This window comes from Roseomonas genomospecies 6 (genome assembly GCF_008365375.1).
GTDB lineage: Bacteria > Pseudomonadota > Alphaproteobacteria > Azospirillales > Azospirillaceae > Azospirillum.
Genome location: NZ_QOKW01000040.1, coordinates 1 through 13,443 on the forward strand (window position 1 = coordinate 1; position 13,443 = coordinate 13,443).

Sequence of the window (13,443 nt, forward strand, 5' to 3'; positions counted from 1 at the left end):
ACGTCGCCCAGTGCGCCGGCGGCTCGGCCTCGACCACCGGCTTCGACGACGGCCCGCCGATGGTCACCGGCGCCCAGATCGGCGACAGCGGCACCGGCCTGCATCTGGCGCTGGGCATCGTCACCGCGCTCTACCAGCGCACCCAGACCGGGCGCGGCCAGAAGGTGCTGGCGGCCATGCAGGACGCCGTGCTCAACCTCTGCCGCGTCAAGCTGCGCGACCAGCAGCGGCTGGAGCGCGGCCCGCTGAAGGAATACCCGCAGTACCCCAACGGCGACTTCGGCGACACCGTGCCGCGCGCCGGCAACGCCTCGGGCGGCGGCCAGCCGGGCTGGATCTTGAAGTGCAAGGGCTGGGAGAGCGATCCCAACGCCTACATCTACTTCATCGCCCAGGCGCCGGTCTGGGGCAAGATCTGCCAGGTCATCGGCAAACCGGAGTGGGTCACCGACCCCGACTACGCGACGCCCGCGGCGCGGCTGCCGCGGCTGAAGGACATCTTCGCGACGGTCGAAGAGTGGACCATGACCAAGACGAAGTTCGAGGTCATGGAGATCCTCAACAAGCACGACATCCCCTGCGGCCCCATCCTGTCGATGAAGGAGCTGGCGGAGGACCAGTCGCTGCGCGAGACCGGCACCATCGTCGAGGTCGCCCACCCGACGCGCGGCACGTACCTGTCGGTCGGCAACCCGATCAAGCTGTCGGACAGCCCCACCGAGGTCACCCGCTCGCCGCTGCTGGGCGAGCACACCGACGAGATCCTGCGCGAGGTGCTGGGCTTCGACGAGCGGCGCATCGCCGAAATCCGCGAGGCCGGGGCGCTTGGCGCCGCGCGGAGGCCGCTCACCGCCGGGTGACGCCCCCACGACCGAGTTTTCCTGAAATCTTCAAGACGCGAATCAAAAATCTGCAAAGGAGGAAAGGCCATGTCCGCAGCCATCGATCCGCTCCGTAACGAGCGCCCGACGGACGTCGTCCGCCGCCTTCTCGACACCGCGAAGGCCGAGGGCCGCACCGCCCTGACCGCGCCGGAAGCCAAGGAACTCTGCGACCTGTACGGCATTCCGGTGCCGAAGGAAGGCGTGGCGAAGAGCGCCGACGAAGCCGCCGCCCTCGCCGGGGGCATGGGTTTCCCGGTCGTTCTGAAGATCGTCTCGCCGCAGATCCTGCACAAGACCGAGGCCGGCGGCGTTCTGGTCGGCCTCACGGACGCCGACGCCGTCCGCCGGGGCTTCACGACCATCATGGACAACGCCCGCGCCTACGACCCTGGGGCGGAACTGGTCGGGGTGCAGGTCCAGCAGATGCTGCGGGGCGGGGTGGAGGTCATCGTCGGCTCCATCACCGATCCGAGTTTCGGCAAGCTGGTGGCCTTCGGGCTGGGTGGCGTGCTGGTCGAGGTGCTGAAGGACGTCACCTTCCGCCTCGCCCCGGTCTCCCGCGACGAAGCGCTGTCGATGCTGGACGGCATCCAGGCCGCGGAGGTGCTGAAGGGCGTGCGGGGCGCCAAGCCGGTCGACCGCGAGGCGCTCGCCGACGTGATCGTGAAGGTGTCCCGCCTCGTGGACGAGGTTCCGGAGATCGCGGAACTGGACCTCAACCCGGTGTTCGCGCGCGAGGACGGCGCCGTCGCCGCCGACGTGCGCGTGGTGCTGGACTTCGCGGCCAGGACACCGCGCTACCGTCCGTCGCAGGAGCAGATCGTCCGGCAGATGAACCGGATCATGAAGCCGGACGCGGTGGCGGTGATCGGCGCGTCGGCCGAGGACGGGAAGATCGGCAATTCCGTGATGAAGAACCTCATCAACGGCGGATACAAGGGCCGGATCTACCCGATCCACCCCAAGGCCGACGAGATTCTGGGCTACAAGGCCTACAGGAGCGTCAAGGACGTGCCGGACGACATCGATGTGGCGGTCTTCGCCATCCCGGCGAAGTTCGTCGCCCAGGCCCTGACCGAGGTCGGCGAGAAGAAGATTCCCGGCGCCGTCCTGATCCCGTCGGGCTTCGCCGAAACCGGCAACGTCGAGGGCCAGGACGAGATCGTGGCGATCGCGCGCCAACACGACGTGCGCCTGATGGGGCCGAACATCTACGGATTCTACTACACGCCGAAAAATCTCTGCGCGACCTTCTGCACGCCGTACGACGTGAAGGGGAAGGCGGCGCTGTCGTCGCAGTCCGGCGGCATCGGCATGGCGATCATCGGCTTCAGCCGGTCCGCCAAGATGGGCGTGTCGGCCATCGTCGGGCTCGGCAACAAGTCGGACATCGACGAGGACGACCTGCTGTACTTCTTCGAACAGGACGACAACACCCAGGTCGTCGCCATGCATTGCGAGGACCTGAAGGACGGCCGCTCCTTCGCGGAGGCCGCGAGGCAGGTCTCGAAGAAGAAGCCGGTGGTCGTTCTGAAGGCCGGGCGCACCGCTCTGGGCGCGCGGGCGGCCAGTTCCCATACGGGCGCGCTTGCCGGGAACGACAGGATCTACGAGGACGTGCTGCGGCAGTCGGGCGTGGTGCGGGCGCGCAGCCTGCAGGATTTGCTGCAATTCGCCCGCGGCATCCCGGTTCTGCCGACGCCGAAGGGCGAGAACGTCGTCATCATCACCGGCGCCGGAGGGTCGGGCGTTCTCCTGTCGGACGCCTGCGTGGACAACGGCCTGTCGCTGATGGCGATGCCGCCGGACCTCGACGCCGCCTTCCGCAAGTTCATCCCGCCCTTCGGCGCCGCCGGCAATCCGGTGGACATCACCGGCGGCGAACCGCCCACCACCTACCAGAACACCATCCGGCTGGGGTTGGAGGATGACCGCATCCACGCGCTGATCCTTGGCTATTGGCACACGATCATCACGCCGCCGATGGTGTTCGCCAAGCTCGTCGTCGAGGTGAAGGAGGAGATGAAGGCCAAGGGCATCGAAAAACCCATCGTCGCCTCTCTGGCCGGCGACGTGCAGGTCGAGGAAGCCGCCAACCATCTCTACGATCACGGTGTCGTGGCTTATCCATACTCGACGGAGACGCCGGTGGCGGCGCTGGGCGCCAAGTACAAATGGGCCCGCGCGGCCGGTCTGCTCTGAGCGGGGGGCGCCTCCGCGGTTCGTGAATGGACCGCGGGGGGCGCCCTCAACGGTTCGCGGTCCTTGCGGGGAGAGCGGCGCGGTCGATCACGTCGTACAACTCCTGATCCTCGCGGGCGATGCGCTGTTTCAGGGCGGAGACGACCTCCCGGGTCTCGCGGACGAAGGAGTCCGGGTCCTTGGACACCGCCAAAGGGCCGGGCCAATCCGCCCGGTAGCGGTCGAAGCGCGTGCGCAGATTGCCCATCTCGGCCTGGAACCGGGCCGCGGTGGCCCGAAGCGCCGGGGTCGGATGCGCCAGGAGACGCGGATAGAGCGCGCTGTCCTCCAGCGACAGATGAACCGTGAAGATGCCGAACAGGTCGCGGACCGCCGTGGCCAGCGCGGAAGCGTTCGCCGCCGGGGACGGCGCCGCCAGCAGCGATTCGATCCGCTCGACGAGCTGTCCGACGGCGGCGTGGTGATTGCGGTACAGGGTGGTGCTGATGGCGGCAGCGGACATGGCAGCGGACATGATGGTGTCTCCAACCGAGGCGGGCCGTTACGGGCCTTGTTGAGGGACGAGAGTGGCCGCTGGACACCCATGGATCGTTGCGCCAAAGCAAGCAGGAGCGCCAAAAGGCGAGGGCGGACCCCCAGACCCGGCGAGCCTTCGTGCTGTTTCAGTGTTTGGGCTTCAGGGTCGAACCTGCTCCGGTGCCGCATAGAAATCCCATAAGGTGTCTTATGGTAAATGAACCGACCGGCTGTTCCACAGCGGGGTTTTGTATGAACGCAGGTGGTGACCCTTCATTTTCCGGAACATGGCTCCCTTTCCGGAATGCGGCGTGCTAGGCTCCCGTCCGGGCTGTTGAATGGCTTATGGCCGGACCGCCTCCATGCTCAGGACATTCATGCAATGAACCACATCGTCGCTCCCTGCCAACAGGAACAGGACCGCCCGGAGTCCGCCTTTCTGGAAGGCGTGGACGGCATGTGGGCGATGCTGCGCGCCGAGGCGGAAAGCGTGGTCGTCAAGGAACCGTGGCTGCGCCCCTTCATCGACACCGCCATCCTGCTGCACCACGACTTCCCGTCGGCGCTGGGCAGCATCCTGGCGCGCAAGCTGGGCGACTCCTACATCTCCGCGGACCAGCTCGCGATGCTGGTCCGCTCGGCGGTGACCGACGCGCCCTGCATCGTGGAGGAAGCCTGCTCCGACCTTCAGGCCATCTGCACGCGCGACCCGGCGGCGGACAACTGCCTGACGCCGTTCCTCTATTACAAGGGCTTCCACGCCCTGGAATGGCACCGCATCGGCCATTGGCTGTGGCGGCACGACCGGCACGACCTCGCCCATTTCCTGCAAAGCCGGGTGTCGGAGGTGTTCGCTGTGGACATCCACCCGGCGGTCCCGGTCGGGCGCGGCGTCTTCATCGACCACGGCACCGGCGTGGTGATCGGCGAGACCGCCGTGGTCGGCAACGACGTGTCGATCCTTCAGGAAGTGACATTGGGCGGCACCGGCAAGGAACACGGCGACCGCCACCCGAAGGTGCGCGACGGCGTCCTGCTGTCCGCCGGGGCCAAGATCCTGGGCAACATCGAGATCGGCAGCCGCGCCAAGGTCGGCGCCGGCAGCGTGGTTCTGAAGGACGTACCCCCCTGCGCCACGGTGGTGGGCGTCCCGGCGCGGATCGTCGGCTGGTGCCGCGACACGGTGCCGGCGCTCGCCATGGACCAGACCGTGCCCGAGCCGGAGTATCACATCTAATGGTCCGGATTCAGTGGCCCGGGCCGCTCCGGAACTCCGGCGCGGTCATCTCCTCGCGGGTGAGCGCGATGAACAGGTCCACCACCGGGCTCTTGGAGCGGTTGGCGTCGAAGGCCACCTGGAACGGCGCCTGATAGGACAGGACCTTCGGCAGCAGCACCCGCAGCCGCCCGGCCTTGACATAAGGTGCGGCGTAATGGTCCGGCAGGTAGCCGAGATAGGCACCGGACAGGATCAGCCGCGCCGCCCCCTCCATGTCGCTGACCGTCGCCTTGGGGGTTGAAATGGCGAAAATCTTCAGGTCGCGCGATCCCCAATAGCTGCGAGCGACCAGCCGGTAGCGGCGGATTTCGTCCAGGTCGATGGCCTCGTCCGGCTGGGCGAACAGCGGGTGCCCGTCCGCCACGCAAAAGTGGATCGTCTCGTTGTAGAGGTCCTGATAGGACAGGCTGGGCACGATGCGCGGAAAGCTGGCGATGGCGAGCTGGAGCTGCCCGCCGATGACGTCGCGCAGAAGCTCGTTCGGCGGGCGGACGTTGATGATGAGCGAGACCTCCGGCGCCGCCTCCGTGAAGCGGGCGAAGACCCGCTCCAGCGGGGCGCGCGGGTCGGACAGCGTGTTGTCCACCAGCCCGACCGCCAGCGTGCCGGTCAGCCGTTCGCGCAGGCCGCGCACCCGTCCGCGGAACCGCTCCAGCGTGTCGAACACGCGGCGCGCCTCGTCATAGACGGCCTGCCCTTCCGCGGTGAGCTGGAATCCCGACCGCCCGCGCCGGCACAGCCGCAGACCCAGCCGCGTCTCCAGATCGGCAAAATGGGTGGAGATGGTGGACAGGGAGAGGTTCAGTTCGCTCTGCGCCGCACTGAATCCACCGGCCTCGACAATGGTCATAAACAACCGCAACAGGCGCAGATCGACGGTCTCAAGCTGGATCATCGCCAAGGCACCTGCCCTCCCCTGCCCCGTCCGGCGTGCCCTGCACCCGCGATACTTCGGCTCCGGTCGAAGTAAGATACAAAACTTTCTGATTTTCGGGCAACGGCGCCGGGCGTTCTAATGACCGCAGGCCACACAGATGGCTTCACGAACCGATAAGCTCGTCCGCAAGGAAAGGTCGCAATCCATGAACGAGACGACGGGTAAACAGGGAATTCACGCCGTGGTGGCCGGCGGCATCAGCCGACGCGCCGTTCTGGCCGGTGCGGGGACGCTGTCCGCGGTGGCGGCCGTCGGCGGCTTTCCGAACATCGTCCGCGCCCAGTCGAAGACGCTGAAGGTCGGCGTGTACGGGGGCTATTTCAAGGAATCCTTCGAAAAGCACATCTTCCCGGAATTCTCCAAGGCCACCGGGATCACCGTCGAAGCGGTGGCCGAGCCGACCGGCGAGGCGTGGCTGGTCCAGCTTGAACAGGCGGCCCGCGCGCGGCAGGCGCCCGCCGACGTCTCGATGATGTCGCAGGTGGCGATGCTGAAGGGGGCCGCGGCGGAGCTGTGGGCGCCCTTCGACCTGTCGAAGATCCCCAACGCCGCCAAGGTCGTCCCGCATCTGGTCAACAAATACCCGGACGGCAGGGTCAGCGGCATCGGCGCGGTGTCCTGGTACATCACGCTGGTCACCAACACCAACAGCTACCCGAAGGCGCCGGACAGTTGGGCGGCCCTGTGGGACCCGGCGAACAAGGACAAGCTCGGCCTGCTGGCGCTGGTCAGCAACAGCTTCCTTCTGGAAGTGACGGCGGCGACCTTCTTCGGCGGCACCAAGCATCTGGACAGCGAGCAGGGGCAGCTCGACTGTTTCAAGAAGCTGGCGGAGCTGAAGTCCAACGTGAAGCTCTGGTACCGCGACGAGGCTCAGTTCGAAGCCGCGCTGAAGTCCGGCGAAATTCCGATGGGCCAATATTACCACGACGTGACCGGCCTTGCCGCGGCGGACGGGCAACCGGTGCGCTCGACCTTCCCGAAGGAGGGCGGCATCCTCGATTCGGGAAGCTGGGCGGTCACCCGCGCCTCCAAGGCCGGCGACCTCGCGCATGTCTTCGTGGACTACATGTGCCAGCCGTCGATCCAGGCCCTGTTGTCGCGCAAGGTCGGCACCGCCCCGACCATCGACCGCAAGCTGACCGACCTGACCGACCAGGAGTTCGCGGCGGTGTCCTCGGACATCGCGCCGATCATCCCGCGCTACGACCTGTACCAGAGCAAGTCCGACTGGCTGAACCAGAAGTGGACGGAAATGATCGTCGGGTGAGTGAGAGCCCCTCTCCCGCCCCGGGAGAGGGAGGGACCCGCCGCCCTGCGGCGGGAGGGTGAGGGTACCGGCGAGGATCAGCGGACTGATTCTCGGCCGTACCCTCACCCGCCCGCTTCGCGGGCCCCCTCTCCCGGGGCGGGAGAGGGAATTTCTGCTTCAATTGCAATAAGCCATCCCATGTCAGCCCTTGTCCTCGACGGTCTCACCAAACGATACGGTCCCGTGACCGCGGTGCACGGCGCGTCGCTGCGCATTCCGCACGGGCAGTTCGTCTGCCTGCTCGGCCCGTCCGGCTGCGGGAAGACGACGCTCCTGCGCATGATCGCCGGGCTGGAGGACCCCTCCGGCGGGCGGCTGATGATCGACGGGCGCGACATCACCACGGCCCCCGCCCACACGCGGGAATTCGGCATGGTGTTCCAGTCGCTGGCTCTCTTCCCGCACCTGACGGCGGGCGAGAACATCGCCTACCCCCTGCGCATCCGCGGCGCCTCGAAGGCCGAGCAGCGCAAGCGCGCCGACGAGCTGCTGGAGCTGGTCCGCCTGCCCGGCGTGGCCGACCGGCCCGTGTCCAAGCTGTCCGGCGGGCAGCGGCAGCGCGTCGCCATCGCCCGCGCGCTGGCCCTGTCGCCCAAGCTGTTCCTGCTGGACGAGCCGCTGTCGGCGCTGGACGCCAAGCTGCGCGAGGCCATGCAGATCGAGCTGAAGCAGCTTCAGCAGCGGCTGGGAATCACCACCATCGTCGTCACCCACGACCAGCGGGAGGCGATGACCATGGCCGACCTCGTCGTGGTGATGTCGCAGGGCCGCATCCATCAGGCCGCCCCGCCGATGGAGGTCTACCGCCAGCCCGCCGACGCCTTCGTCGCCGATTTCATCGGCCTGACCAACCTGCTGGAGGGCGAGGTCTCCGCCCCCGGCACCGCCGCCGTGCCCGGCGGCACCCTGCATCTGCCGAACCTGCCGCCGTCCGGTCCGGTCCTGCTGTCCGTCCGCCCGGAGGACGTGATCGTCCACCCCGCGGGGACCGACGGGCCGAACCGGCTCACCGGAACGCTGTCCTTCATGCGCGACCTGGGCGCCAGCGTGGAGTTCCGCATCGACGTGGCCGGGCGGGAGATCGTCGCCCTGTCCCGTCCGCAGGATCGCCCGCCGGTCGCCCCCGGCGGCGCCCTGGCGGTGGAGTTTCCCCCGGCGGCCTGCGTCGTGCTTCCGCCGATGGCCGAGAGGGTCCCATGATCCGCCGTGCACCCCGCGGTCTGGCCGAGCACGCGCCGATCCTCTTCCCGGCGCTGATGCTGGTCGTCTTCTTCGTCATCCCCTTCAGCCTGATGATCGCGGTCAGCGTCTTCCGGCGCGTGCCGGGCGGCTTCTACGAGCCGGACCTCGTCTTCGCCAACTACGAGCGGTTCCTGACGGCCTTCTTCGGCGGGGTGATGTCCTTCTCGCTGGGGCTGGCGGCGCTGGTCGCGGCGCTGTCGGTGGGCATCGCCTTCCCCTTCACCTACCGGCTGGTGAAGCTGTCGCGCGGCGCGCAGATCCGCTGGCTGGTCTTCCTGCTGTCGATCCTGTCGCTGTCGGAAGTCATCATCGGCTTCGCCTGGTCCACCCTGCTGTCGCGCACCGCGGGCATCACCAACCTGTTCGTGGCGCTGGGCCTGATGGCGGAGCCGCAATCGCTCAGCCCCAGCTTCGGCGCGCTGCTGGCCGGGCTGGTCTATCAGGCGTTCCCCTACACGGTGCTGGTGCTCTACCCGGCGCTCGCCCGCCTCGACCCCTATCTGGAGGAGGCGGCGCGCACGCTCGGTTCCTCGCCGCTGCGCGCCTTCTTCACGGTGGTGGTCCCGGCGTTGCGCAACACCATCGTCGCGACCACGATCATGGTGTTCGTCTTCGCGCTCGGCTCCTACCTGCTGCCGCAACTTCTGGGGCGGCCCCAGCATTGGACGCTGTCGGTACTCATCACCGATCAGGCGATCTACCAGTCCAACATGCCCTTCGCGGCGGCCATGGCGGTCTTCCTGGTGCTGGTCAGCCTCGCGCTGGTCGGGCTGGCGCTGCTCGCCGGGCGGCGGGAGGAGACGGCCTGATGCTGATGCGCACGCTGAATTCCGTGGCCGCCGGCCTGATCGCGCTGGTCCTGTCGGCCCCCATCCTGGTGGTGGCCGGCGTCTCGGTGAACGAGAAGAAGGCGCTGACCTTCCCGCCGCAGGGCTTCTCGCTCGCCTGGTACGCGGAGGTCTTCACCGATCCCGGCTGGCGCGGCGCCCTGATCGCCAGCCTCGTCGTCGCCACCCTGTCGGCGGCGCTGGCGGTGCTGATCGCCTTCCCGCTGGCCTGGTTCCTGTGGCGCTGGCGGGCGCCCTGGGCGCGGGCGTTCGAGGTTCTGGGCATGACGCCCTTCATCCTGCCGCCGGTCATCACCGCGCTGGGCTTCCTCAGCTTCTGGGCGGCGGTGGGCGAATACGGGTCGCCCTGGACGGTGGTGGTCAGCCACGCGGTGTTCTTCGTCACGCTTCCGCTGGTCACGCTGTCGCTGGGTTTCGGGGCGGTTGACCGCTCCTATGTGGAGGCGGCGGCAACCATGGGGGCGGACGACCGGACGGTGCTGCGCACGGTGGTGATGCCATTGGTGCGGCCTTATGTGATTTCCGGCTTCGCCTTCGCCTTCGTGCTGTCGCTGAACGAGTACATCGTGGCCTACATGGTGGTCGGCTTCACGCTGGAAACGCTGCCCATCAAGATCTTCAACGCGCTCCGCTACGGCTACACCCCGACCATGGCCGCCGTGACGGTGCTGTTCGTGTCGCTGACGGCGGTGGTCTTCGGGCTGATCGCGTGGTTCGGCGACCTGCCCCGCCTTCTCGGCGCCTGGGCCAAGAACGACTGACATCCAAAAACGACTGACATCCTTTTCCTCAGAGAGATTCGGACGATGATCGACCCTCAGAAACTTGATCGTTTGCGTACGAAGTACAGCGGCTCCGGCGGCGACGACTTCCACGATCCGGAGTTCCAGCGGGTGGCCGCCCTCCAGTTCTCTGGCGGCAAGCGGGTGCAGCCCTTCGCCGGGGTGTCCACCCTGCTCGACGCCCCCTACCGCCCCGACGCGGCGGAGGCGGCGGATTTCGGCGGGCTGGACATCGCGCTGATCGGCGTGCCGATGGACCTGGGCGTCACCAACCGGGCCGGCGCCCGCCTGGGGCCCCGTGCCGTGCGCGGGATGGAGCGCATCGGCCCCTACGAGCACGCCCTGCGCATGGTCCCGGCGGCCTCCTGCAAGCTGGCCGACGTGGGCGACGTGCCGCTGTCCAGCCGCTTCAGCCTGGAGGCCTGCCACGGCGACATCCTGGCCTTCTACAACCGCGTGATGGACGCGGGTGTCGTTCCGCTATCGGTGGGCGGCGACCATTCCATCACCTATTCGATCCTCAAGGCGCTGGGCCGCGAGCGTCCGGTAGGCATGATCCATTTCGACGCCCATTGCGACACCGGCGGCCCTTACGAAGGCGCCAAGTTCCACCACGGCGGCCCCTTCCGGCAGGCGGTCCTGGACGGCGTGCTCGACCCGGAGCGCACGGTGCAGATCGGCATCCGCGGCAGCACCGAGTATCTGTGGGAGTTCTCCTACGACAGCGGCATGACCGTGATCCATGCGGAGGACATCCCGGAACGCGGCATCGCCAGCGTCATCGAGACGGCGCGCAAGGTGGTGGGCGACGGGCCGGTCTACGTCTCCTTCGACGTGGATTGCCTGGACCCGGTCTTTGCCCCCGGCACCGGCACACCGGAGGTCGGCGGCCTGACCACGCGGGAGGCTCTGGCGATCCTGCGCGGGCTGGACGGGCTGGACATCATCGGCGGCGACGTGGTGGAGGTGGCGCCGCAGTACGACGCCACGACCAACACCGCCCACGCCGGCGCCCAGATGCTGTTCGAAATCCTCTGCCTGTCGGTGCGCGCCCTCGCCAAGCGCCAGGGCAAGGGCTGACGCCATGCGGCTGACCCTGTTCCAGGCGGACGCGGAACCCGGTGCGCCGCACCGCAACCTCGACCGTCTGGAGCGGGCGGCGGCGGAGGCGGCGGGGCGCGGCTCCGCCCTGCTGGTCGGGCCGGAAATGTGCCTGACCGGCTACGACATCGGCGCGGAAGCGGTGCGCGCCCTGGCCGAGCCGGCGGATGGGCCGATGGCCGCGCGGGTCGCCGACATCGCCCGGCGGCACGGCATCGCCCTCCTCTACGGCTATCCGGAGCGGGGGGAGGACGGCGCCGTCCACAACGCCGCGCAACTGATCGGGGCGGACGGGCGGCCCGTGCTGAACCAGCGCAAGGCGCATCTGTACGGCGATCTCGACCGCGGGTCCTTCGCGCCGGGCGGCGACGCCTTCCCGACCGCCGAGGTCGGCGGGATGCGGGTGGGGGTGGCGATCTGCTACGACGTCGAATTTCCGGAACTGGTGCGCCGCCACGCGCTGGCCGGAGTGGACCTGCTGCTGGTGCCGACCGCCCTGATGTCGCCCTATGAGATCGTCGCCACCACCATCGTCCCGGCCCGCGCCTTCGAGAACGGGATCTTCGTCGCCTACGCCAACCGCTGCGGGCGGGAGGGAGCGCTGACCTATTGCGGCCTCAGCAGCGTGGCGGCGCCGGACGGATCGGTGCTGGCGCGGGCCGGCGACGGCGAGGCGCTGCTGACCGTGGACCTCGACCCGGCGCTGCGCAGCGTCGGCACGCATCTGGCGGACCGCCGCCCGGACCTGTACGGTGCGGTCTCCAGCGCGCCTGGGAAGGGCGATTCGTAGAGGAAGCACAGGAACATGCCGGTCAGCATCGACGACATCCACGCCGCCGCCGAACGGCTGGCCGGGCGCATCAGCCGCACGCCCTTCCTGCGGTCGGAAACCCTGTCGCAGATCACCGGCGCCGAGGTCTGGGTGAAGCTGGAGAATCTCCAATTCACCGCCTCCTTCAAGGAGCGCGGGGCGGCGAACCGGCTGCTGCGCCTGACGCCGGAGGAGCGGCAGGCCGGGGTGATCGCCATGTCCGCCGGCAACCACGCCCAGGCCGTGGCCTACCACGCGAAGAAGCTGGGCATCGCGGCGACCATCGTCATGCCGCGCTTCACCCCCTTCGTGAAGGTCAAGCGCACGCGCTACCACGGCGCCACCGTGATCCTGGAGGGCGATTCCCTGGCCGAGGCCGCGGCCTTCGCCCACGACCTTGCCGAGCGGGACGGCTTGGTCTTCGTCCATCCCTACGACGACGACGCGGTGATCGCCGGCCAGGGCACCGTGGTGTTGGAAATGCTGGCGGAGGTGCCGGACCTCGACGCGCTGGCCATCCCCGTGGGCGGCGGCGGTCTGGCCGCCGGGGCCGCGGTCGCCGCCCGCGCGCTGCGGCCCGGCCTGGAGGTCGTGGGCGTGGAGGTGGAGACCTACCCCGCCGCGGCGCAGCGCCTTGCCGGGCAGCCGGTCAAGGTCGGCGGCCCGACCGTGGCCGAGGGCATCGCCGTGCGCGACGTCGGCGACCGTCCCATCGACATCCTGAAGCAGCACGGCTGCGACGTGGTGCTGGTGCCCGAAGCGGTGATCGAACGCGCCATCGCCATGCTGATCGAAGTGGAGAAGACCGTGGCCGAGGGCGCCGGTGCCGCCGGTCTGGCCGCCCTGCTCTTCCATCCCGAGCGCTTCCGCCGCAAGCGGGTCGGGCTGATCGTGTCGGGCGGCAACATCGACACGCGCACACTCGCCAACGTGCTGATGCGCGGCTTCGCCCGCGACGGTCGCCTGCTGAACCTGGACATCGACGTGGCCGACCAGCCCGGCGCGCTGGCCCAGGTGACCCGCATCGTGGCGGAATGCGGCGGCAACATCATCGACGTGCAGCACCAGCGCCTGTTCGGCGCCTTCTCCGTCAAGTCCGCCGAGGTCGCCCTGCTGATCGAGGTCGAGGACGAGGGCCACGGCGACCGCATCACCGAGGGCCTGCGCGCCGCCGGCCTGCCCGTCCGCAAGGCGGTGGTGGCGGAAGCCGTGCAGCCGCTGTCCAGCGCGCGGCCCTGAGCCGAGGCCGTTTGCTTGCGGCGAGTTAGCCCTCTCCCCCCTGGGGAGAGGGTGGCCCGAAGGGCCGGTGAGGGGGTTGCGCGCGGCGGTACGTTCAGCACAAGCGCAACCCCCTCACCCTAACCCTCTCCCCAGGGGGGAGAGGGGATGTGCCTGCCTATGGATTGCGCACCCCTCCCGTGCACCGCCGCCTTTCGCGGCACATCCGGGCGGGCGCCGCCCTGATCCCCAGACCCGCCGGTTGTGGCACGGGCCATGCACTTCGCGCCTGTTCATTCGCGGAGGTCATG

The 13,443-nt window shown here is 68.7% G+C and carries 12 protein-coding genes; 10 read left to right on the forward strand and 2 right to left on the reverse strand.

Features of this window, described 5'->3' with window-relative positions; translation table 11 throughout:
- Both DS843_RS28250 and DS843_RS28255 read left to right on the forward strand, forming a co-directional pair.
- Positions 1 to 860 (forward strand): formyl-CoA transferase (locus DS843_RS28250; protein WP_149472157.1); only part of this gene is annotated, 860 nt, incomplete at its 5' end.
- Between the two features lie 69 nt (positions 861 to 929).
- The gene (locus DS843_RS28255; protein ID WP_149472158.1) at positions 930 to 3,086 is read left to right on the forward strand and encodes an acetate--CoA ligase family protein; all 2,157 of its coding nucleotides are present in this window, start codon (positions 930 to 932) and stop codon (positions 3,084 to 3,086) included.
- A gap of 46 nt (positions 3,087 to 3,132) precedes the next feature.
- On the opposite strand, the gene DS843_RS28260 is transcribed toward DS843_RS28255, so the two are convergent.
- Positions 3,133 to 3,600, reverse strand: a complete 468-nt coding sequence (locus tag DS843_RS28260; protein WP_286192371.1) for a hemerythrin domain-containing protein — start codon at positions 3,598 to 3,600, stop codon at positions 3,133 to 3,135.
- A 384-nt stretch (positions 3,601 to 3,984) separates the two neighbouring features.
- Between DS843_RS28260 and cysE the strand changes: the two genes are divergently transcribed.
- Positions 3,985 to 4,839, forward strand: coding sequence for a serine O-acetyltransferase (gene cysE / locus DS843_RS28265; RefSeq protein WP_149472159.1), 855 nt, complete (start codon positions 3,985 to 3,987; stop codon positions 4,837 to 4,839).
- A 10-nt stretch (positions 4,840 to 4,849) separates the two neighbouring features.
- On the opposite strand, the gene DS843_RS28270 is transcribed toward cysE, so the two are convergent.
- Positions 4,850 to 5,776 (reverse strand): LysR family transcriptional regulator, encoded by a 927-nt coding sequence (locus DS843_RS28270; protein ID WP_286192372.1) that lies wholly within the window; start codon positions 5,774 to 5,776, stop codon positions 4,850 to 4,852.
- Positions 5,777 to 5,963: 187 nt separating this feature from the next.
- Between DS843_RS28270 and DS843_RS28275 the strand changes: the two genes are divergently transcribed.
- From DS843_RS28275 to DS843_RS28305, 7 genes are all read left to right on the forward strand, one after another.
- Positions 5,964 to 7,088: an ABC transporter substrate-binding protein gene (locus DS843_RS28275; RefSeq protein ID WP_149472161.1), complete on the forward strand. Its 1,125-nt coding sequence runs from the start codon at positions 5,964 to 5,966 to the stop codon at positions 7,086 to 7,088.
- A gap of 225 nt (positions 7,089 to 7,313) precedes the next feature.
- The gene (locus DS843_RS28280; RefSeq protein WP_286192373.1) at positions 7,314 to 8,330 is read left to right on the forward strand and encodes an ABC transporter ATP-binding protein; all 1,017 of its coding nucleotides are present in this window, start codon (positions 7,314 to 7,316) and stop codon (positions 8,328 to 8,330) included.
- Positions 8,327 to 9,181: an ABC transporter permease gene (locus tag DS843_RS28285; protein ID WP_035682465.1), complete on the forward strand. Its 855-nt coding sequence runs from the start codon at positions 8,327 to 8,329 to the stop codon at positions 9,179 to 9,181. The genes DS843_RS28280 and DS843_RS28285 overlap by 4 nt, the downstream gene beginning before the upstream one ends.
- On the forward strand, positions 9,181 to 9,981 hold the full coding sequence (locus tag DS843_RS28290; RefSeq protein ID WP_149472163.1) for an ABC transporter permease: 801 nt from the start codon (positions 9,181 to 9,183) through the stop codon (positions 9,979 to 9,981). Before DS843_RS28285 ends, DS843_RS28290 begins: the two co-directional genes overlap by 1 nt.
- 45 nt (positions 9,982 to 10,026) lie before the next feature.
- On the forward strand, positions 10,027 to 11,082 hold the full coding sequence (gene speB / locus DS843_RS28295) for an agmatinase (protein WP_149472164.1): 1,056 nt from the start codon (positions 10,027 to 10,029) through the stop codon (positions 11,080 to 11,082).
- Positions 11,083 to 11,086: 4 nt separating this feature from the next.
- Positions 11,087 to 11,893: a carbon-nitrogen hydrolase family protein gene (locus DS843_RS28300; RefSeq protein WP_149472165.1), complete on the forward strand. Its 807-nt coding sequence runs from the start codon at positions 11,087 to 11,089 to the stop codon at positions 11,891 to 11,893.
- Positions 11,894 to 11,908: 15 nt separating this feature from the next.
- Positions 11,909 to 13,153, forward strand: a complete 1,245-nt coding sequence (locus tag DS843_RS28305) for a threonine ammonia-lyase (RefSeq protein ID WP_149472166.1) — start codon at positions 11,909 to 11,911, stop codon at positions 13,151 to 13,153.
- The last annotated feature ends 290 nt before the right edge of the window (positions 13,154 to 13,443 follow it).

Coding starts and splice junctions, on each gene's coding strand:
- DS843_RS28255 (WP_149472158.1), top strand. CDS start 930: ATGTCCGCAGCCATCGATCCGCTCCGTAACGAGCGCCCGACGGACGTC.
- DS843_RS28260 (WP_286192371.1), bottom strand. CDS start 3,600: ATGTCCGCTGCCATGTCCGCTGCCGCCATCAGCACCACCCTGTACCGC.
- cysE (WP_149472159.1), top strand. CDS start 3,985: ATGAACCACATCGTCGCTCCCTGCCAACAGGAACAGGACCGCCCGGAG.
- DS843_RS28270 (WP_286192372.1), bottom strand. CDS start 5,776: ATGATCCAGCTTGAGACCGTCGATCTGCGCCTGTTGCGGTTGTTTATG.
- DS843_RS28275 (WP_149472161.1), top strand. CDS start 5,964: ATGAACGAGACGACGGGTAAACAGGGAATTCACGCCGTGGTGGCCGGC.
- DS843_RS28285 (WP_035682465.1), top strand. CDS start 8,327: ATGATCCGCCGTGCACCCCGCGGTCTGGCCGAGCACGCGCCGATCCTC.
- DS843_RS28290 (WP_149472163.1), top strand. CDS start 9,181: ATGCTGATGCGCACGCTGAATTCCGTGGCCGCCGGCCTGATCGCGCTG.
- speB (WP_149472164.1), top strand. CDS start 10,027: ATGATCGACCCTCAGAAACTTGATCGTTTGCGTACGAAGTACAGCGGC.
- DS843_RS28300 (WP_149472165.1), top strand. CDS start 11,087: ATGCGGCTGACCCTGTTCCAGGCGGACGCGGAACCCGGTGCGCCGCAC.
- DS843_RS28305 (WP_149472166.1), top strand. CDS start 11,909: ATGCCGGTCAGCATCGACGACATCCACGCCGCCGCCGAACGGCTGGCC.